Origin of the sequence: Micromonospora thermarum, assembly GCF_012034245.1 — a bacterium.
Lineage (GTDB): Bacteria > Actinomycetota > Actinomycetes > Mycobacteriales > Micromonosporaceae > Micromonospora > Micromonospora thermarum.
Genome location: NZ_JAATEO010000008.1, coordinates 95,066 through 114,545 on the forward strand (window position 1 = coordinate 95,066; position 19,480 = coordinate 114,545).

17 protein-coding genes are annotated in these 19,480 nt (G+C 73.0%); 11 read left to right on the plus strand and 6 right to left on the minus strand.

What is annotated here, in order from left to right; all coding sequences use genetic code 11:
- Positions 1-19 precede the first annotated feature (19 nt).
- Both HCJ94_RS09650 and HCJ94_RS09655 read right to left on the minus strand, forming a co-directional pair.
- Positions 20-928, minus strand: a complete 909-nt coding sequence (locus tag HCJ94_RS09650; protein WP_168000631.1) for a lysophospholipid acyltransferase family protein — start codon at positions 926-928, stop codon at positions 20-22.
- Positions 925-1,698 carry a GNAT family N-acetyltransferase gene (locus HCJ94_RS09655; RefSeq protein WP_168000632.1) on the minus strand — a complete coding sequence of 258 codons (774 nt, stop codon included), beginning with the start codon at positions 1,696-1,698 and terminating at the stop codon, positions 925-927. The genes HCJ94_RS09650 and HCJ94_RS09655 overlap by 4 nt, the downstream gene beginning before the upstream one ends.
- Positions 1,699-1,873: 175 nt before the next feature.
- Between HCJ94_RS09655 and HCJ94_RS09660 the strand changes: the two genes are divergently transcribed.
- The 8 genes from HCJ94_RS09660 to HCJ94_RS09695 all read left to right on the plus strand — a co-directional run bounded on the left by HCJ94_RS09660 (position 1,874) and on the right by HCJ94_RS09695 (position 13,554).
- The gene (locus HCJ94_RS09660; RefSeq protein ID WP_168000633.1) at positions 1,874-2,548 is read left to right on the plus strand and encodes a hypothetical protein; all 675 of its coding nucleotides are present in this window, start codon (positions 1,874-1,876) and stop codon (positions 2,546-2,548) included.
- A 331-nt stretch (positions 2,549-2,879) separates the two neighbouring features.
- The gene (gene tnpB / locus HCJ94_RS09665; RefSeq protein WP_205800959.1) at positions 2,880-4,277 is read left to right on the plus strand and encodes an IS607 family element RNA-guided endonuclease TnpB; all 1,398 of its coding nucleotides are present in this window, start codon (positions 2,880-2,882) and stop codon (positions 4,275-4,277) included.
- A gap of 16 nt (positions 4,278-4,293) precedes the next feature.
- Positions 4,294-5,229: an ABC transporter ATP-binding protein gene (locus HCJ94_RS09670; protein WP_168000634.1), complete on the plus strand. Its 936-nt coding sequence runs from the start codon at positions 4,294-4,296 to the stop codon at positions 5,227-5,229.
- Positions 5,226-6,047 carry a DUF2705 family protein gene (locus HCJ94_RS09675; RefSeq protein ID WP_168000635.1) on the plus strand — a complete coding sequence of 274 codons (822 nt, stop codon included), beginning with the start codon at positions 5,226-5,228 and terminating at the stop codon, positions 6,045-6,047. Before HCJ94_RS09670 ends, HCJ94_RS09675 begins: the two co-directional genes overlap by 4 nt.
- A 283-nt stretch (positions 6,048-6,330) precedes the next feature.
- Positions 6,331-10,059 (plus strand): multifunctional oxoglutarate decarboxylase/oxoglutarate dehydrogenase thiamine pyrophosphate-binding subunit/dihydrolipoyllysine-residue succinyltransferase subunit, encoded by a 3,729-nt coding sequence (locus HCJ94_RS09680; protein WP_168000636.1) that lies wholly within the window; start codon positions 6,331-6,333, stop codon positions 10,057-10,059.
- Between the two features lie 79 nt (positions 10,060-10,138).
- Complete coding sequence (locus HCJ94_RS09685; protein ID WP_168000637.1) at positions 10,139-10,318, plus strand: DUF6104 family protein; 180 nt, start codon at positions 10,139-10,141, stop codon at positions 10,316-10,318.
- A 48-nt stretch (positions 10,319-10,366) separates the two neighbouring features.
- Positions 10,367-12,439, plus strand: a complete 2,073-nt coding sequence (pta, locus tag HCJ94_RS09690; protein ID WP_168000638.1) for a phosphate acetyltransferase — start codon at positions 10,367-10,369, stop codon at positions 12,437-12,439.
- Positions 12,436-13,554, plus strand: coding sequence for an acetate/propionate family kinase (locus HCJ94_RS09695; RefSeq protein WP_168000639.1), 1,119 nt, complete (start codon positions 12,436-12,438; stop codon positions 13,552-13,554). The genes pta and HCJ94_RS09695 overlap by 4 nt, the downstream gene beginning before the upstream one ends.
- Positions 13,555-13,667: 113 nt before the next feature.
- On the opposite strand, the gene HCJ94_RS09700 is transcribed toward HCJ94_RS09695, so the two are convergent.
- Positions 13,668-13,838 (minus strand): hypothetical protein, encoded by a 171-nt coding sequence (locus HCJ94_RS09700; RefSeq protein ID WP_168000640.1) that lies wholly within the window; start codon positions 13,836-13,838, stop codon positions 13,668-13,670.
- 158 nt (positions 13,839-13,996) lie between these two features.
- On the opposite strand from HCJ94_RS09700, the gene HCJ94_RS09705 reads away from it, so the two are divergent.
- Both HCJ94_RS09705 and HCJ94_RS09710 read left to right on the plus strand, forming a co-directional pair.
- Positions 13,997-14,887 carry an alpha/beta hydrolase family protein gene (locus HCJ94_RS09705; protein ID WP_168000641.1) on the plus strand — a complete coding sequence of 297 codons (891 nt, stop codon included), beginning with the start codon at positions 13,997-13,999 and terminating at the stop codon, positions 14,885-14,887.
- Between the two features lie 261 nt (positions 14,888-15,148).
- A complete protein-coding gene (locus HCJ94_RS09710) occupies positions 15,149-16,135 on the plus strand; it encodes an alpha/beta hydrolase family protein (RefSeq protein WP_168000642.1) in 987 nt (328 codons plus the stop codon).
- Positions 16,136-16,254: 119 nt separating this feature from the next.
- Here HCJ94_RS09710 and HCJ94_RS09715 read toward each other — a convergent pair whose 3' ends face one another.
- The 3 genes from HCJ94_RS09715 to HCJ94_RS09725 all read right to left on the minus strand — a co-directional run bounded on the left by HCJ94_RS09715 (position 16,255) and on the right by HCJ94_RS09725 (position 18,979).
- On the minus strand, positions 16,255-17,217 hold the full coding sequence (locus HCJ94_RS09715) for a zinc-binding dehydrogenase (protein ID WP_168000643.1): 963 nt from the start codon (positions 17,215-17,217) through the stop codon (positions 16,255-16,257).
- 77 nt (positions 17,218-17,294) lie between these two features.
- A complete protein-coding gene (locus HCJ94_RS09720; protein ID WP_168000644.1) occupies positions 17,295-18,470 on the minus strand; it encodes an NAD(P)-dependent malic enzyme in 1,176 nt (391 codons plus the stop codon).
- Between the two features lie 143 nt (positions 18,471-18,613).
- Entirely contained in the window at positions 18,614-18,979 is a 366-nt protein-coding gene (locus tag HCJ94_RS09725) for a S24 family peptidase (protein ID WP_168000645.1), read from the minus strand.
- A 62-nt stretch (positions 18,980-19,041) separates the two neighbouring features.
- Here HCJ94_RS09725 and sodN point away from each other — a divergent pair, with 62 nt between their 5' ends.
- Positions 19,042-19,446, plus strand: coding sequence for a superoxide dismutase, Ni (gene sodN / locus HCJ94_RS09730; protein WP_168000646.1), 405 nt, complete (start codon positions 19,042-19,044; stop codon positions 19,444-19,446).
- Positions 19,447-19,480: the final 34 nt, after the last annotated feature.

Below are 19,480 nucleotides of genomic sequence, written 5' to 3' on the forward strand. Positions count from 1 at the left end.
TGAAAAGAATCTGTGAGCGTCAGGCCGCCAGGTCCAGCTCCCGCGATGCGACCACCGGCCGGGTCGGCAGCGGGTGCAGCGCCGCGGTCCGGGGCACCCGGGCGGGCACCAGGTGCACCGCCGACTCGGCGGCCCGCGCCAGCACCCGCCGGTCGGCGTCCGCCGCCGGATGCAGGGCCGCCGTGACGGCCACGGTCACCACCAGGTCGCGGGCGCCGAGCACCCGCCGCAGCGACCGCCACAGGGTCTCGTCGCCGAGGAAGGCCGCCGCGGTGGTGGCCGTGTCGGTGGCCGCGCACCGGTAGCCGATCCGCAGCGGCACCACCGGGGCACCCGCGTCGATCGCGGCCTGGAACATCGCCGGCCGGAACCCGCCGGCCGGCCGGCAGTCCCCCGCGTCACCGCACCAGGTGGTGCCCTCCGGGAAGACGGCGGCCGGCCGCCCGGAGCGCAGCAGGGCGGCCAGCCGCGCCACCGTGTCCGGCAGGTCCCGGGGCCGGGCCCGGTCCACGAAGACCGTCCCGGCGACGCCGGCGAGCTGGCCGATCAGCGGCCACGTCCGCACCTCGCTCTTGGCCATCATCCGGGCCGGCGACACGGCCAGCACCGCCAGGATGTCCAGCCACGACACGTGGTTGGCGACCAGCAGCGCGCGCCGCCGGGGCAGCCGGCCCCGGACCACGAGGCGCACGCCGAGGGCCGCTGCGGTGGCCCGCGCCCAGCGGCGGGTCGCGGCCTCCCGCTCGCGAACGGGCAGCAGCGGGAGCAGCACCGCCAGTCCGGCACCGGCGAGCAGCACCGCCAGTCCGGCGGCCATCCGGCCCAGCCGCCGGGCGGCGGAGACCTCGGGCGCGTCACCGGGCACCGGCAGGCAGGTCGGGCCGCATCCGGAGGTCGGCCGCCAGAGGTCGTACGGGACGGCGGTCACCGCTCCACCCCGCCCAGGAAGTGCCGAAGGTAGCGCGGGTTCATCCGGTCCAGGGAGAAGAGCACGTAGAAGTCGGCGACGCCGAAGTCCGGGTCGTAGGCCGGCTCGCCGCAGACCCACGCGCCGAGGCGCAGGTAGCCGCGGAGCAGCGGCGGGACAAGTGCCCGCGCCTCCGTTACCCCGACCGCGTCGGTGGGCACGCCGGGCTCGGCGAACCAGGGGCGCAGCGGGCGGACCCGCAACGGCGGCGGAGCCAGGTGCTTCGTCCGCGCCAGGGCCCACACCTCCGCGGCCGCCCGTCCCCCGTCGGCCACCGGGACCGAGGCACAGCCGCCGAGCCAGCGGACCCCGCGCAGGTGCAGGTAGCGGGCGATGCCGGCCCACATCAGGTTGATCACGGCGCCGGAGCGGTGGTCCGGGTGTACGCAGGACCGCCCGGCCTCCACCAGGTCGTCGCGGAGCGGGTCCAGCGGCGTCAGGTCGAACTCGTCCTCGGCGTACCGGCGGTCGGTGCGGCCCGGTGGCAGCAGCCGGTACGTCCCGACGACCTCACCGGTGCTCTCCTGCCGCACGATCAGGTGGTCGCAGTACGGGTCGAAGTCGTCGACGTCGAGGCCACCCGCACCGGGGCGCAGGGTGGCGCCCAACTCGGTGGCGAAGACCTCGTGTCGGAGGCGTTGCGCGGCCGCGACCTGGCTGGGGTCGTCGGCGATCGACAGCGTGTACCCGCTGGTCGTGAGGGGTGCGCCAGCGGCGGGCAGAACGGCCATGCGTACCTGTGTAGGGGCCCCGGGTTGCCGGTCACGGTGGTGAGGAGTGTCGATCGGGTGAACGGCGGTGGGCGGCCGGCTGCCGTCACCGCCTCCTGGCGCCGCCGGGCGGACGTGGCAGGCTGCCCGGGGCGGGCCGGCGACGGGGCCGGTGCCGCCGACCGGAGGTGCAGACATGATCATCGGCGCGCGGTACAACGGCCCGCCCGGCTCGGGCAACGGCGGGTGGAGCGCGGGGACGTTCGCGGCCTCGGCGCTGGACACCCCGCAGTCCCGGCCCGCGGCGCCCGACGACGCGGTGGAGGTGACCCTGCGACGGCCGCCGCCGCTGGAGACCCCGCTGACCCGGCACGGGAACGAGGTCCGCGACCCGGACGGTCACCTGGTCGCCGAGGTCCGCCCGGTCCCGGGGTTCCGCACCGTGGTGGACGCGGTCGACCTGCCGACGGCACGTGCCGCCGCGGCCGCGTACCCCGGGCTGGTGGACCACCCCTTCCCCGGCTGCTTCGTCTGCGGCCCGGAGCGGCCCGACGGCCTGCGGATCTTTCCCGGTCCGCTGCCGGACGGCCGCACCGCCGCGCCGTTCCGCGTGCCGGACGACGTCGACGCGGTGACCGTCTGGGCGGCGCTGGACTGCCCCGGCGGCTGGTCGGTGATCGCGCCCGGCCGGCCGTACGTGCTGGGTCGGATCGCCGCCGTGGTCGACGCGCTGCCGGAGCCGGGCGACGAGTGCGTGGTGACCGGGATGATGGCGGGCGCCGAGGGCCGGAAGGCCGAGGTGCACAGCAGCCTGTACGCGCCGGACGGCACCCTCCTCGCCTGGGCCCGCGCCACCTGGATCGCGGTGTAGGGCCTTTCGCGTTGCCTGGCGGAAGCGCGCTGGTCGTTCTCAAGGAGGAGCGCCTCCCGCGTGAGGCTGAGGAGTAGGTACGTACGACGCCTGATTGATCCGGTTGCGCCGGCCACTCACCCTGTGCAGTGGCATACCCCTAACGCCACCCACTGAGGGCTGTCAGCTGTGGCCGGTTGAGTAGGCGTTGATGCGGGTTGGCTTTGGGGAAGTGGCTTGCGGAGTAGGTGGTGCATGGTAGCGGGTGTCGATCGGGTGCCTGTCGGTGCGGCGATGCGGGGCGTGGGGCTGGTTGGGGTGGATGTCCCACCCGGTGGTTAGTGTCCCCACTATGGGGCAGCCGAATCGGCTGAGCGTTGTCCAGGCGTATCGATTCGCGTTGGACCTGTCCCCGGCGCAGGAGCGGGCAGTGCTGGGTCATGCCGGGGCGGCGCGGGTGGCGTACAACTGGGGGCTGGCCCGGGTGAAGGCCGTGTTGGATCAGCGGGCTGCTGAACGCAGCTACGGCATCGGCGACGATCAGCTCACCCCGGCTCCTGGATGGACGCTGCCGGCCCTGCGCCAGGCGTGGAACACGGCGAAGGAGGACGCGGCACCGTGGTGGCGGGATTACTCGAAGGAGGCATACAACACTGGCCTCGACGCCCTCGCCCGTGGGCTCAAGAACTGGGCCGACTCCCGCTCCGGTAAGCGATCCGGCCGGCCGGTCGGCTTTCCCCGGTTCAAGTCGCGCCGCCGGTCGACACCGGCGGTGCGGTTCACCACCGGGGCCATCCGGGTAGAGCCGGATCGAAAGCATGTGGTGCTGCCCCGGCTGGGCCGGTTGAAGCTGCACGAGTCGGCGCGCAAACTCGCCCGCCGGCTTCAGGCCGGCACCGCCCGGATCCTGTCCGCCACGGTGCGTCGTGACGGCCGCCGGTGGTACGTGTCGTTCACCTGTGAGGTGCAGCGCGCGCGACGCACCCCCGCCCGTCCGTGCGCGACGGTCGGCGTGGACCTTGGGGTGATGCACGTGGCCGTACTGTCCACCGGCGTGCTGGTGCCGAACCCGCGGCATCTCGATGCCGCCCTGCGCAAGCTTCGCCGGATCAGCCGTGCGCTGTCCCGCAAGGTCGGCCCAGACCGGCGCGCCCACCGAGATGCCTCGAAGCGGTGGTGTCGCACCCGAACAGCGCTGGGCCGGGCGCATGCCCGGGTGGCGAACCTGCGCCGCGACGGCCTGCACAAGCTCACCACCCGCCTCGCCACCGGCTACGGCACGATCGTGGTGGAGGACCTCAACGTGGCCGGCATGCTGCGCGGCCGCCGGCTGGCCCGGCGGATCACTGATGCCGGCTTCGCCGAGATCCGCCGACAACTCGTCTACAAGACCGACTGGTACGGCGGCCGGCTGGTGGTGGCCGACCGCTGGTGCCCCTCCTCGAACACGTGCTCGGCATGTGGCGCGGTGAGAACCAAGCTGACCCTGTCCGAGCGCACCTTCACCTGCACCACCTGCGGCCTCGTCCTGGACCGGGACGTCAACGCCGCACGCAACCTGGCCGCCCTGGCGGCCACCGTCGCCGGGAGTGGCCCGGAGACACTAAACGGACGCCGAGCCGACCGGAAGACCCCGCCCGCGGGGCTGGTGGCCGTGAAACGTCTACCCGGCACCGCCACCGCGGACAAGACCGGGACCGTCCCACCGCAAGGTAGGACATCCGATCATGCACCTACTGCTGCTTCATGAGAGGAAACGGAGAAGAATGTCTGACGGGCAGCGAAGCCCCACCAGCGACGGTCAGATCGTGGTGTCCGGCCTGACGAAGGTCTACCGCAACGTCCGCGCGGTCGACGACCTGTCGTTCACGGTCGAGCCGGGCCGGGTCACCGGCTTCCTCGGCCCGAACGGCGCCGGCAAGACGACCACGCTCCGCATGCTGCTGAACCTGGTCACCCCGACCGGTGGCCAGGCGACCATCGGTGGCCGGCGGTACGCCGACCTGACCGATCCGCTGCGGCACGTGGGGGCGGTGCTGGAGGCGTCCAGCGCGCACAAGGGCCGCACCGGGATCAACCACCTGCGGGTGATCTGCGCGGCCGCCGGCCTGCCGAAGTCGCGCGCCGACGAGGCACTGGCGCTGGTCGGGCTGACGCCGGCCGCCAAGCGCAAGTTCAAGGGCTACTCGCTCGGCATGAAGCAGCGGCTGGGCATCGCCGCCGCGATGCTCGGCGACCCGCGGGTGCTGATCCTGGACGAGCCGGCGAACGGCCTCGACCCGGAGGGCATCCGGTGGATGCGCGGGTTCCTCAAGAACCTGGCCGCCCAGGGACGGACCGTCCTGGTCTCCAGCCACCTACTGTCCGAGATGCAGCTCCTCGCCGACGACGTGGTGATCATCGCGGCCGGCCGGCTCGTCCGGCAGGGCCCGGTGGACCAGGTGATCGGGTCGATGACGCACGGCGTCCGGGTACGGGTCCGCACGCCGCAGGCCGACGCGCTGACCGCCGCGCTGAAGGACGGGCCCGCCACGGTGGACGTCGACGAGCACGGCACGCTGCTGGTCGGCGGTGTGGACGCGCCGACGGTGGGCCGGGCGGCCCTGGCCGCCGGTGTCGAGCTGCACGAACTCACCACGGAACGGCCCGACCTGGAAGGGGTCTTCCTGGAGCTGACGGCCGGAAAGGCGGGCATCCGATGAACCTCGTCCGAGCCGAGTTGGCGAAGGTCCGTACCACCAACATGTGGTGGATCCTGGCTCTGATCTACCTGCCGCTGTGGGGCCTCACCCTGTTCTTCAACTACGTCCAGACGGACCAGCTGGTGAACGGGAATCTCGGCCAGGTGCCGGAGGACCAGGCCGACACCGTGGCGGCGGTCGCCCTCCCGGACAATCTGGCCGCGAACCTCTACACCAACGGCCAGTTCTTCGGCCTGCTGATGGTGATGCTGCTCGGCATCCTGGTGGTGACCAACGAGTTCTTCCACCAGACGGTCACCACCACGTTCCTCACGACACCGCACCGGAGCGCCGTGATGGCGGCCAAGCTGGTGGCCACGGCCGCTTTGGGGCTGATCTTCTGGTTGGTCACGACCGGCGCGAACCTGCTGGTCGGCTCCGCCATCCTGGAGTCCGTCGGCGTGGGTGCCCGGTACGGGAGCGCCGCGTGGGAGGCGATCGGGCTGAACGCCCTGGCGTACCTGCTGTGGGCGATCCTCGGCGTCGGGATCGGGGTGCTGATCCGCAGCCAGATCGGGGCCACCGTCACCGGCATCCTGCTCTACCTGGGCGGCACGATCGGCGCGGTCATCGTCATCAGCACGCTGGCAGCGCGCTTCGGGGACTGGATCAACAACCTCCAGCTCCTGGTGCCCTCCCTCGCCTCCAGCCTGATGGTCACCGGGGCCGAGATCCCGGGGAACCCGCCGCGCTGGGCGGGCGCCGCGGTGCTGGTCGGGTACGCGGTGGTGGCCGGCGTGATCGGCACGCTGACCGTGCGTCGGCGCGACATCTCCTGACACACGTCGTGGCGGGGACGGCACCGTCCCCGCCACGCGTGGCGGACGCACTCATCGCGACACGCCGAACTGGGCGTGCCCGACACTCCGGCGCTTACCAGCAGTTGACGGAACACGCAGCGTTTACCGAACTTCTGGCATCTTCTGTGAAACGGACCACGCGGCGGAGGCGGAAATGCCTGCGGGTTCCGTACGGCGTAGCCTGGGAGCCGACTCCGCGCGCCCGGAGGAAAGGGCGCACCGCGTGACACACAAACCCGCGTGAAAGAGGCGATTACCGGCCGTGTCGACCCAGCAGACTTCGCAGGAGAACCCACTGGCGGGTTTCGGCCCGAACGAGTGGATCGTCGAGGAGATGTACCAGCGGTACCTCACCGACCCCACCAGCGTCGACCCGGCCTGGCACGACTTCTTCGCGGACTACCGGCCCGCACCGGGCGCCGCGACGCCGCGTGCCGAGCAGCCCGCCCCGAAGCCCGCCGCCGCGCCCGAGCCGTCCGGCCAGCAGGAGGCCGCCGCGACCGTGGCGCAGCCCGGGCGTAAGGAGGCCGAGGCGAAGCCGGCCCCGGCCAAGCCCGCCGCGGAGAAGGCCGCCGCCAAGCCGGCGAAGGCCGCCCCGGCGAAGCCGGCCGCGAAGGCCGCCGTCCCGACCGCCGCCGGCCCGCAGACCACGCCGCTGCGCGGCGTCGCCGCCAAGATCGTCCAGAACATGGACGCGTCGCTGAGCGTGCCGACCGCGACCAGCGTGCGAGCCGTCCCGGCCAAGCTCCTGGTCGACAACCGCATCGTGATCAACAACCACCTCGCCCGCGGGCGCGGTGGCAAGGTCAGCTTCACCCACCTCATCGGGTACGCGCTGGTCCGCGCGCTCGTCGCGCACCCGGAGATGAACAACTCGTACGCCGAGGTCGACGGCAAGCCGGTGCTGGTCCGCCCCGAGCACGTCAACCTGGGCATCGCCATCGACCTCACCAAGCCGGACGGCAGCCGCAACCTGGTGGTGCCCTCCATCAAGGCCTGCGAGCAGATGGACTTCCGGCAGTTCTGGCAGGCGTACGAGGACGTGGTCCGGCGGGCTCGGAAGAACGAGCTGACCATGGAGGACTACTCCGGCACCACCATCTCGCTGACCAACCCGGGCGGCATCGGCACCGTGCACTCGATGCCGCGCCTCATGACCGGGCAGAGCGCGATCATCGGCGTCGGCGCGATGGAGTACCCGGCGCCGTACCAGGGCATGAGCGAGGCCACCCTCGCCGAGCTGGCGGTCAGCAAGGTCATCACGCTGACCAGCACGTACGACCACCGCATCATCCAGGGCGCGCAGTCCGGCGAGTTCCTGAAGGTGATGCACGAGCTGCTGCTCGGCGAGCACGGCTTCTACGACCAGATCTTCACCTCGCTGCGCATCCCCTACGAGCCGGTGCGCTGGATGCGCGACGTCGCGGTCGACGGCGAGGGGCAGATCAACAAGACCGCGCGGGTGCACGAGCTGATCCACGCGTACCGGGTGCGCGGCCACCTGATGGCCGACACCGACCCGCTGGAGTTCAAGATCCGCAAGCACCCGGACCTGGACGTCCTCCAGCACGGGCTGACCCTGTGGGACCTGGACCGGGTCTTCCCGGTGAACGGCTTCGCCGGCAAGCAGCGGATGAAGCTGCGCGAGGTCCTCGGTGTGCTGCGCGACTCGTACTGCCGCCGGGTCGGCATCGAGTACATGCACATCCAGGACCCGGAGGAGCGGCGCTGGATCCAGGAGCGGGTCGAGCGCCGGTACGAGAAGCCGTCGCCGGAGGAGCAGAAGCACGTGCTCAACCGGCTCAACGCCGCGGAGGCGTTCGAGACCTTCCTCCAGACCAAGTACGTGGGCCAGAAGCGGTTCTCGCTGGAGGGCGGCGAGTCGCTGATCCCGCTGCTGGGTGAGGTGCTGGAGGCCTCCGCCGAGGGCGGGCTGGACGAGGTCGTCATCGGCATGGCCCACCGGGGCCGGCTCAACGTGCTGGCCAACATCGTCGGCAAGCCGTACGAGAAGATCTTCTCCGAGTTCGAGGGCCACCTGGACCCGCGGTCCACGCAGGGCTCCGGCGACGTGAAGTACCACCTGGGCCAGAACGGCAAGTTCACCACGCCGGACGGCGACCACGCGGTGAAGGTCTCGGTGGTGGCCAACCCGTCGCACCTGGAGGCCGTCGACCCGGTGCTGGAGGGCATCGTCCGGGCCAAGCAGGACCGGATCGACCTCAAGCTGGAGGGTTACACCGTGCTGCCGCTGGCGGTGCACGGTGACGCCGCGTTCGCCGGCCAGGGCGTGGTCGCCGAGACGCTCAACCTGTCCCAGCTGCGCGGCTACCGCACCGGCGGCACGGTGCACGTCGTGGTCAACAACCAGGTCGGCTTCACCACCGCCCCGGAGTACAGCCGCTCCAGCCTCTACAGCACCGACGTGGCCCGGATGATCCAGGCGCCGATCTTCCACGTCAACGGTGACGACCCGGAGGCCGTGGTCCGGGTCGCCCGGCTCGCCTTCGAGTACCGGCAGGCGTTCAACAAGGACGTCGTGATCGACCTGGTCTGCTACCGGCGGCGCGGGCACAACGAGGGCGACGACCCGTCGATGTCCAACCCCCAGATGTACAAGATCATCGACTCGAAGCGCTCGGTGCGGAAGCTCTACACCGAGGAGCTGATCGGGCGGGGTGACATCACCGTGGAGGACGCGGAGGAGCTGCTGCGCGACTACCAGGCGCAGCTGGAGCGGGTCTTCAAGGCCACCCGCGACGCCGCCACCACGCCGCGCCAGCTCTCCCGCCCGAAGCGGGAGGAGGAGCCGGAGCCGCTGGTCGAGACCGCCACCGACGCCGCGGTCGTCAAGGCCATCGGCGAGGCGCACGTCAACCTGCCGGAGGGCTTCACCCCGCACAAGCGGATCCAGCAGCTGCTCGACCGGCGGGCCAAGATGTCCGTCGAGGGCAACATCGACTGGGGCTTCGGCGAGATCATCGCCTTCGGCTCCCTGCTGCACGACGGGGTCACCGTCCGGCTCGCCGGCCAGGACTCGCGCCGCGGCACCTTCGTCCAGCGGCACGCCTCGGTCGTCGACGCGGCGACCGGCGACGACTACCTGCCGCTGAAGTCGCTCACCGGCGACGGCGAGCGGTCCCGGTTCTTCGTGCACGACTCCCTGCTCAGCGAGTACGCGGCGATGGGCTTCGAGTACGGCTACTCGGTGGAGAACGTCAACGCGCTGGTCTGCTGGGAGGCCCAGTTCGGCGACTTCGTCAACGGCGCCCAATCGGTCATCGACGAGTTCATCTCCTCCGGGGAGGTGAAGTGGGGCCAGCGGTCGGCGGTCACCCTGTTGCTGCCGCACGGCCACGAGGGCCAGGGCCCGGACCACACCTCCGGCCGCCCGGAGCGGTTCCTCCAGCTCTGCGCCGAGGACAACATGCGCGTGGCGATCCCGACCACCCCGGCGAACTACTTCCACCTGCTGCGCCGCCAGGCCCTGTCGCCGAAGCGCAAGCCGCTGGTGGTGTTCACGCCGAAGTCGCTGCTGCGGCACAAGCTCTGCATCTCGCAGGTCGAGGACTTCACCACCGGCACCTTCCAGCCGGTGCTACCCGACGGCGGCGCCCCGGCCCCGGAGCAGGTGAAGCGGGTGCTGCTCTGCTCGGGCAAGGTCTACTACGACCTGTTCCAGGCCCGGCAGGAGCGCGGTGTCACCGACACCGCGATCGTCCGGGTGGAGCAGCTGTACCCGATCCCGGTCGACGAGATCCGGGCCGCCCTCGCGACGTACCCGAACGCGGAGGACTTCGCCTGGGTCCAGGAGGAGCCGGCCAACCAGGGCGCCTGGTCGTTCGTCGCGCTGAACATGCTGGAGCACCTCGACGGTGTCCGGCTGCGCCGCATCTCCCGCCCGGCCGCGGCCGCCCCGGCGGTCGGCTCGGCCAAGATGCACGACGTCGAGCAGCAGGCGCTGATCGAGGCGGCCCTCCCCCGCCCGTAAACGCACCACGCACGGCGGCGGGGCAGGGACGACGGTCCCTGCCCCGCCGCCGTCGCGCCACCACAGACGAGGAACGCACATGTATTTCACCGACCGTGGGATCGAGGAACTGGTCGAGCGACGCGGCGACGAGCAGATCAGCATCGAGTGGCTCGCCGAGCGTCTGCGCGACTTCGTCGACCTGAACCCGGAGTTCGAGACGCCGATCGAGCGCCTGGCCACGTACCTGGCCCGCCTCGACGACGAGGACGAGGAGTGACCGGCCCGGGTCGGAGGACCCGGGCGGGGGGCACGCTGATCTCCTAGGGTGGATCTCGTGGCCCGGAGTGTGTACGTCACCAGCGTGGGGTCCGGCGGGGGCAAGTCGACCGTCGCCCTCGGCCTGGCGGAACTGCTGTCCCGGCAGGTCGAACGGATCGGGGTGTTCCGCCCGCTCGTCGGCGGCGCCACCCCGGATCCCATCCTGGCCCTGCTCGCCGACCGCTACCGGATCGAGCTGCCGATCGGGGACCTGGCCGGCGCGACGTACGCCGAGGCCACCGCGATGGTCGCCGACGGCCGGCGGGAGCAGCTGATCTCCGGGATCGTCGAGCGCTACCGCGAGGTCGAACGGCGCTGCCCGGCGGTGGTCGTGGTGGGCAGCGACTTCGCGGACGGCGGCGACGGTGCCGGCCCCCGCGAGCTGGCCTTCAACGCGCGGCTCGCCACCGACTTCGGCAGCGTCGTCGTCCCGGTCGTCGACGGGTACGGGCAGGAGCCGGCCGCCATCGCGGCGGCGGCGCGCCGGGCGTACCACGACTTGGAGGACCTCGGCGCGACGGTGCTGGCGGTGGTCGCCAACCGGGTGCCGGAGCCGATGGCGCTGCCCGACCTGCCGGTCCCCACGTACGCGATCCCGGAGGTGCCGAGCGTGTCGGCGCCGACGGTGGCCGAGGTGGCGGCGGCGCTCGGCGCCACGCTGCTCGCCGGTGACGACGCCGCACTCAGCCGCGACGTGCTCGACTACGTGGTCGGCGCGGCCCACGTGCCGACCCTGCTCGACCACCTCACCGAGGGCGCACTCGTCATCATGCCCGGCGACCGGGACGACCTCCTGGTGGCCACGAGCGCCGCGCACGTGGCCGGGCAGGTCTCGCTGTCCGGGCTGGTGCTCACCCTCGGCGTGCAGCCGGACCCGCGCGCGATGCGGTTGGTCGAGCGGCTGAAACCGGGGCTCGCGGTGCTGTCGGTGCCCAGCGACAGCTACGACACGGTCGCCGCGTCCAGCCGGATCGAGGGCCGGCCCAGCGCCGGCAACCCGCGCAAGGTCGAGGCGGCGCTCGGCGCCTTCGAGCGCTGTGTGGACACCGACGACCTGGCCAGCCGGCTGCGGGTCAGCCGCTCCGAGCGGGTCACGCCGCTGATGTTCGAGTACGACCTGATCGACCGCGCCCGGACGCAGCGCCGGCACGTGGTGCTGCCCGAGGGCTCGGAGGAGCGGATCCTGCGGGCGGCCGAGATCCTGCTGCGCCGGGGCGTGGCCGACCTGACCCTGCTCGGCCGGCCCGACGACATCGCCCGGCGCACCCGGGAACTGGGCGTCGACATCGCCGGCGCCCGGGTGGTCGACCCGGTCGCCAGCGAGTGGCGTGACGAGTTCGCCGCCACGTACGCGAAGCTGCGCGTCCACCGCGGCGTCACGCTGGACCTGGCCCACGACATCGTGGCCCAGCCGAACTACTTCGGCACGATGATGGTGCAGACCGGGCACGCCGACGGCATGGTCTCCGGCGCCACCCACACCACCGCCGCCACCATCCGCCCCGCCTTCGAGATCATCCGGACCATGCCGGAGGTCTCCATCGCGTCCAGCGTCTTCTTCATGCTGCTCGCCGACCGCGTCCTGGTGTACGGCGACTGCGCGGTCAACCCCGACCCGGACGCCGCCCAGCTCGCCGACATCGCCATCTCGTCGGCCGACACCGCCGCCCGGTTCGGCATCGAGCCGCGGGTGGCCATGCTCTCGTACTCCACCGGCGCCTCCGGCGCCGGGGCGGACGTGGAGAAGGTCGCGGCGGCCACCCTGCTGGTGCGGGAACGGCGACCGGACCTGCTGGTGGAGGGCCCGATCCAGTACGACGCGGCGATCGACCCGGCGGTGGCGGCCACGAAACTGCCCGGCAGCGCGGTGGCCGGCCGGGCGACGGTCTTCATCTTCCCGGACCTCAACACCGGCAACAACACGTACAAGGCGGTGCAGCGGTCGGCCGGCGCGGTGGCGGTCGGGCCGGTCATGCAGGGCCTGCGCCGGCCGGTGAACGACCTGTCCCGGGGCGCGACCGTCCCCGACATCGTCAACACGGTCGCGATCACCGCGATCCAGGCCGGGGAGTCGTCATGAGCCGGGTGTTGGTTTTGAACTGCGGGTCGTCGTCGGTGAAGTGGCGGCTGTACGACGGCGACGAGGTCCGGGGCAAGGGCACGGTCGAGCGCATCGGCGAGCCCGGCGGCGGCCCGCCCGACCACGGGACGGCGGTCCGGCAGATCCTCGACGGGCTCGACCTGACCGGGCTCGCCGCCATCGGGCACCGCGTGGTGCACGGCGGCCGGCGCTTCGGCGAACCGGTCCTGGTCGACGACGAGGTGCTCGCCGCCGTCCGGGACCTGGTGCCGCTGGCGCCCCTGCACAACCCCGCCAACCTGACCGGCATCGAGGTCGCCCGGGCGACACTGCCCGACGTGCCGCAGGTCGCCGTGTTCGACACCGCCTTCCACACCACGCTGCCCGAGGCCGCCGCCACGTACGCCATCGACCGGGAGACGGCCACGCGGTACGGCGTCCGGCGGTACGGCTTCCACGGCACCTCGCACGCGTACGTCTCCCGGCGCACCGCGGAGCTGCTCGGCCGCCCGTACGAGGAGATCAACACCATCACCCTGCACCTCGGCAACGGGGCCAGCGTCACCGCGGTGGCCGGTGGGCGGAGCGTGGCCACCTCCATGGGCATGTCCCCGCTCGAAGGCCTGGTGATGGGCACCCGCAGCGGCGACCTGGACCCGACGGTCATCTTCCACCTGCGCCGGGAGGGCGGGATGGGCGTCGACGAGATCGACGACCTGCTCAACCACCGCAGTGGCCTGCTCGGGCTGACCGGCGCCAATGACATGCGGGAGGTGCTGGCGCGCCGGGCCGACGGCGACCCGGCCGCCGCCCTCGCCTTCGACGTGTACTGCCGGCGGATCACCGCCTACGTCGGGGCGTACTACGCCCTGCTCGGCCGGGTGGACGCGGTCACCTTCACCGCGGGCGTCGGCGAGCACGCCGCCCCGGTGCGCGCGGCGGCGCTGGCCGGCCTGGAGCGGTTGGGGATAGCCGTCGACCCGGCCCGCAACGCCGGCAGCGGCGACCGCGTCATCTCCCCGGACGGCGCGGAGGTGACGGTCTGCGTGATCGGCACCGACGAGGAACGCGAGATCGCCCGCGCGGCCCGCGAGGTGGCCGCGGCCTCGCGCTGACGGCCGACACGCGCACGGGCGCGTGAGGGTGTCCGGGCGCGATGGACGGACCGGCAGACCGCGAGGGGCGGTGTGGCAACGCCGGAGCCCTCAACGGCTCCCGCGCGGCCGGCTCAGCCCAGGGCCAGCCAGGCGGCCAGGACGACCAGCACCACGGCGGCCACCGCGGCACCGACGAGCAGCGGCGCCCGCCCGGCGGCGGTCGGTGCCTGCGGCTCGGGCGTGTTCGCGAAGACGCGGAACGCCTCGGTGTTGCCGGCCGGGTCGGTGTAGTTCTCAGGCATGCCGCTGACCATAGCGAAGCGCGTCGACATACCGGATTCCCGGCTCGCGTGGATCCCACAGGTCGAGCCGGGCGGTGGAGGTGTTCCGGCCGGGTGGTGCGCGGACGTGGACCGGTCGGCGGGACCGACCGGGGCACCCGGACACCTACCGTGGATCCGTGGGGGTGAAGCGGCTGGTCGCCGCGGTGCTGGCGGCGCTGCTGCTGGCGGGCTGCGCGCCGGCCACCGCCGCCACCGGGGGGCCGCCGCCGGTCCGCCCGGTGCCCGAGGGCCCGTACGCCGTCGGCGTGCGTACGTTCACCCTGGACCCGGGCTCGGCGCGGCCCCTGCCGGTGACCGTCTGGTACCCGGCCGAGGGCGCCGGCGTCGCCGACGGGCGGTTCCCCGTCGTCGTCTACAGCCACGGGCTGCACAGCCTGCCGGGGCTGCACGCCGGACTGACCACCCGCTGGGCCGCCGCCGGCTTCGTGGTGGCCGCCCCGGCGTACCCGCACACCCGGCGGGGCACTGCCCGGTTCAGCCGGGCGGACGTCCGGCACCAGCCGGCCGACGCGTGGCGGGTGATCCGGCACCTCGTCCGCCTGGAAACCCGGCGCGGTGACCCCCTCGCCGGGCATTTGGACGTGGCGCGGTTCGCCGCCGCCGGCCACTCCGCCGGCGGCTTCACGACGGCCGGCATGTTCGCCTCCGGCCACTCCGCCCGGCTGCGGGCCGGCATCGTCATCGCCGGTGGCGGGATGGCCGGCGGTCTCGCCGATCCCGTCGCGCCGCTGCTCTTCGTGCACGGCACGGCCGACCGGATCGTGCCGCTGGGGGTCGGCCGCGCCGCCTACGATCGCGCCACCGGGCCGGCGGCGTTCCTGAGCGTGCTCGGGCAGGGCCACGGCGAGTACCTGGCGCCGGGCGGTCGGGGCTTCGACCAGGTCCTCGCCACCACGACCGAGTTCCTCCGCTGGACCCTCTACGGCGATCCGGCCGCCCGCCGCCGGCTGACCGGCGCCGCCCTCTCCCCCGGCGTGACGGCGTTCGAGCACCGCCTGAACACCTGAGCCGACCGGAGCCCCGATCAGCGGGCACGGGCCGCGGAACGGCGGGCCGGCGGCACGCCATCCCGCCTCACGACCGCGGCCCGATCCCGCCGGCAGTCCGCCGTGCCCGACCGGACACACCGCGGTTCGGATGAGGCTCGGTGGGCCTCGGGCCGGCGTGTCGCCTGCCCGCGCATCATCTGATCACCCGCTGCGGGTGGCACCGGCACAGCCCGTCCATCTCCGGCGGGTGGGCCCGCCGGGCGAGGCACAATCGAATCCATGTCGCGTCGCCTCACCCCCGCCCTGCTCACCCCCGCCCTGCTCGCCGGCGCCCTGGTCGCGGCCGGCCTCGCCGGGTGCTCCTCGGAACGGCCGGCCGCCCCGGCGGCACCCCCGACCCTGGCCACCCCGACGCCACCGGCGACCACCGGCGCACCGGCGCTGGCCGGCAGTGCCCCGGAGCGCAGCTTCGCGGTCGGCGTACGCCAGCTCGGCCTGACCCGCGACGGGAGCCGGAAGCTGCCGGTGACCGTCTGGTACCCGGCCGCCGGGACGGCCGGCGGCGCCGCACGGCAGTCCGCGGACGCGGCCGACGGGAAGTTCCCGGTGGTCATGTTCAGCCACGGCCTGGGCGGGCGGCCCGCGGACTACGCGCCGCTGCTGACCCGCTGGGCGGCGGCCGGGTTCGTGGTGGCCGCCCCGACGTTCCCGCACACCGCCCGGGGCGGCGACGGCAACGTGCTCGACGTGCTCAACCAGCCCGCCGACGTGTCGTACGCCCTCGACGCCGTCCTCCGCCTGGACGCCACGGCCGGCGACCCGCTGCGCGGCCGGCTCGCCACCGAGCGGGTGGCGGCGGCCGGGCACTCGGCGGGCGGGGTGACCACGATCGGGCTGTTCACCGCCGGCCGGGACGAACGGCTCGACGCCGGGGTGGTCTTCGCGGGCACCGCCCTGGGCGTGGGCACCGCGTTCGCCGGCGCGGCCGCACCGCAGCTGTTCGTGCACGGCGAGGCCGACGAGGTGGTCGAGTACGCCGCCGGCAAGGCGGTGTACGACAAGGTGCCCTGGCCGAAGGCGCTGCTCAGCCTCCCCAAGGGGGACCACGGCCGCGCCCTGCTCAGCGACGGTGCCTCGCTGCGGGTGGTCTCCGACACCACGGTGGAGTTCCTGCGCTGGACGCTCTACGGCGACGAGGCCGCGAAGCGCCGTATCCCGGCCGACGCCGCCCGCGGCGACATCGCGACGCTGGACAACCGCCTGTAGCGCGACGGCGCCAGCGATCAAGATCCGAACCAGGGTCAGGGAAGGAGCGGCCTCAGCATGGCCACATGGCCGGGAGGCCGCTCTTTCCCTGAAAGTGCGCGGATCTTGCGGCGAGGGCGTCAGGCGGTGTGGTCGACGACGACCTTGCCGAAGACGTCGCCGGAGTGCAGGCGGGCGAACGCCTCCTCGACCTTCGAGAACGGCACGACGCTGTCCACGACCGGGCGTACGCCGTGCTCGGCGCAGAAGGCCAGCAGGGCGGTCAGCTCGTCCGGGGTGCCCATCGAGGTGCCCAGGATCTCCAACTGCATGGCGAACACACGCCGCAGGTTCACCTTCGGCTCGTGCCCCGCCGTGGCGCCGGAGACGACGATGCGGGCATCCACCGCGGCGGACTTCAGCGAGTGGTCGAAGGTGGCCGCGCCGACCGTCTCGATCACCACGTCGACCCGCTCCGGCAGCCGGGCTCCCGGCTCGACGGCGGTCGCACCGAGCGCCGCGATGCGCTCCCGCTTGGCGGCGTCGCGGCTGGTCGCGTACACCCGCTTGCCCATCGCCGCGGCGAGCGCGACGGCCGCGGTGGCCACGCCCCCGCCGGCGCCCTGCACCAGCACGGCGTCGGCCTCGTCCACCCGGCCCTTGGTGGTGAGCATCCGCCACGCGGTCAGCCAGGCCGTGGGCAGGCAGGCCGCGTCCGCCGCCGCCAGCCCGGCCGGCAGCGGCAGCAGGTTCAACCGGGGTACGGCCACCCGCTCGGCCAGCGTGCCCGGGAAGTGCTCGGAGAGGATGGAGATCCCGCGCGGGTCGCCCGGGGTGGGGATCACCGGGTAGACCACCACCTCGTTGCCGTCCGGGTCGACGCCGGCAGCGTCACAGCCGAGGATCATCGGCAGCTGCTCCTCGCGCAGCCCCACGCCCCGCAGGGACCACAGGTCGTGGTGGTTGAGCGAGCTGGCGGTGACCTGGATGGTCACCCAGTCGTCGTCCGGGTGCTCCGGCTCGGGCCGCTCCCCGACGGTGAGCGCGGCGAGCGGGTTGGCGTCGTCGAAGCGGGAGGCGAAGGCGGCACGCATGATCCGCACGGTAACAAGCTGAGCGGGTGACAAGAAGGGCCCCTTCCTGTGCGAAACACGATAGGAAGGGGCCCTTGCTTCTCGTCCTAGCGGGTCACCCCGTCGCGGCGGGCGGCCTCGGCCACCGCCTCGGCGACCGCGGGCGCGACCCGCGGGTCGAGCGGTGACGGGACGATCGCCTCGGCCGTCAGCGACTCGGCGACCACCCCCGCGATCGCGTCGGCGGCGGCGACCTTCATGCCGTCCGTGATCCGGGTGGCCCGGGCGTCCAGCGCGCCCCGGAAGACGCCGGGGAAGGCGAGCACGTTGTTGATCTGGTTGGGGTAGTCGCTGCGGCCGGTGGCGACCACCGCGACGTGCCGCGCGGCCACCTCCGGGTGCACCTCCGGGGTGGGGTTGGCCAGGGCGAAGACGATCCCGCCGGGCGCCATGCCGGCGACCGCCGCCTCCGGGATCTCCCCGCCGGAGACACCGATGAGCACGTCCGCCCCGCGCAGCGCCTCGGTGATGTCGCCCTGCCGGCCGTCGGCGTTGGTCAGCTCCGCCAGCTCGGTCTTCGTGCCGGTGAGCCCCTCGCGGTGCCGCCCGATGATCCCCCGGGAGTCGCAGACCACCACCTGCTCCGGGTTCACCCCGCCGGCGATGAGCATCTTCGTCACGGCCACGCCGGCGGCGCCCGCGCCGCTGACTCCCACCCGCAGGTCACCGAGCTTGCGGTTGAGCAGCGTGGCGGCGTTGCGCAGCGCGGCGAGCACGACGATGGCGGTGCCGTGCTGGTCGTCGTGGAAGACCGGGATGTCCAGCGCCTCGTCCAGGCGCCGCTCGATCTCGAAGCAGCGCGGGGCGCTGATGTCCTCCAGGTTGATCCCGCCGAAGGACGGCGCGAGGGCGCGCACCACCGCCACGATCTCGTCGACGTCCTGCGTGTCCAGGCAGACCGGTACCGCGTCCACCCCGCCGAACTGCTTGAACAGCACGGCCTTCCCCTCCATCACCGGCAGCGCGGCGCGCGGGCCGATGTTGCCCAGACCGAGTACGGCGGAGCCGTCGGTGACGACCGCGACGGTGTGGCCGGTCCAGGTGTAGTCGTCGGCGAGGCGCGCGTCGGCGGCGATCGCCTCGCACACCCGGGCCACGCCCGGCGTGTACGCGAGGGAGAGGTCCTCCCGGCTGGTCAGCGGGACGGTCGAGGCGACGGCCATCTTGCCGCCTCGGTGCAGCCGGAAGACGGGATCAGCGGGGTCCACGGTGGACGATGACATTGGTGACTCCAGGATCTGTCGATGCAGACGGACCGACCGGTCGGGGCGCGAGGTGAGGCGACGAGCGGCGGCGCGAGGTGCGGGGGGTCACCCGGACACCTGCCGAGCATAGTGTCGAGTGCGCCCATGGGATGTGAGTAGGGTCATACTCGACGGCGGCTGAATAGGCGGGGGCGCGGCCAGTAGCGCGCCACCACCCGTCCCCGCACGTCCGCCACCCCGTACGCCCGGGAGTCGTCGGTGACCAGAGGGTTGTCGCCGGCCAGCCACCAGCCGCCCGCCTCGGTACGGACCGCGCGCTTGACGACCAGCAGGTCGGGGCGGCTGCGGAAGACCGCGACCACGACGTCCCCGGGGCGGACTCGCCGGTCGCCGCGCCGCACCAGGACGGCGTCACCGTGCCGCAGCGTGGGCACCATCGACGGACCCGTCACGAGTACGGCCGACAGCGGCATCCGCGGCCGGAACCCGGCCCCTGGCGGCTGCGCGGGCATCGGATTCACCTCCACCGGGTACCAGGTCCAGGAGTAATGTCGTCCTGGATCATCGCAAACTTCCCAGGAGGATCCTGATGCGACTTCCGCGCATCCTTACGCCCCGAGTGACCGCCAGCGCCCACTGCGACCTGCCGTGCGGCGTCTACGACCCGGCACAGGCCCGGATCGAGGCCGAGTCGGTGAAAATGATCTGCGAGAAGTACCAGGCCAACACCGACCCGGAGTTCCGCACCCGCGCCATCATCATCAAGGAGCAGCGCGCCGAGCTGGTCAAGCACCACCTCTGGGTGCTCTGGACCGACTACTTCAAGCCGGCCCACTTCGAGAAGTACCCGCACCTGCACCAGCTCTTCAACGAGACCACCAAGCTGGCCGGCGCGGCGGGCGCCAAGGGTGCGACCGACCCGGCCAAGGCCGACCAGCTGCTCCAGAAGATCGACGAGATCGCCAAGATCTTCTGGGAGACCAAGCAGGCGTGACGCTCGGCGCTCCGGCACCGACACTCCGGCCGGC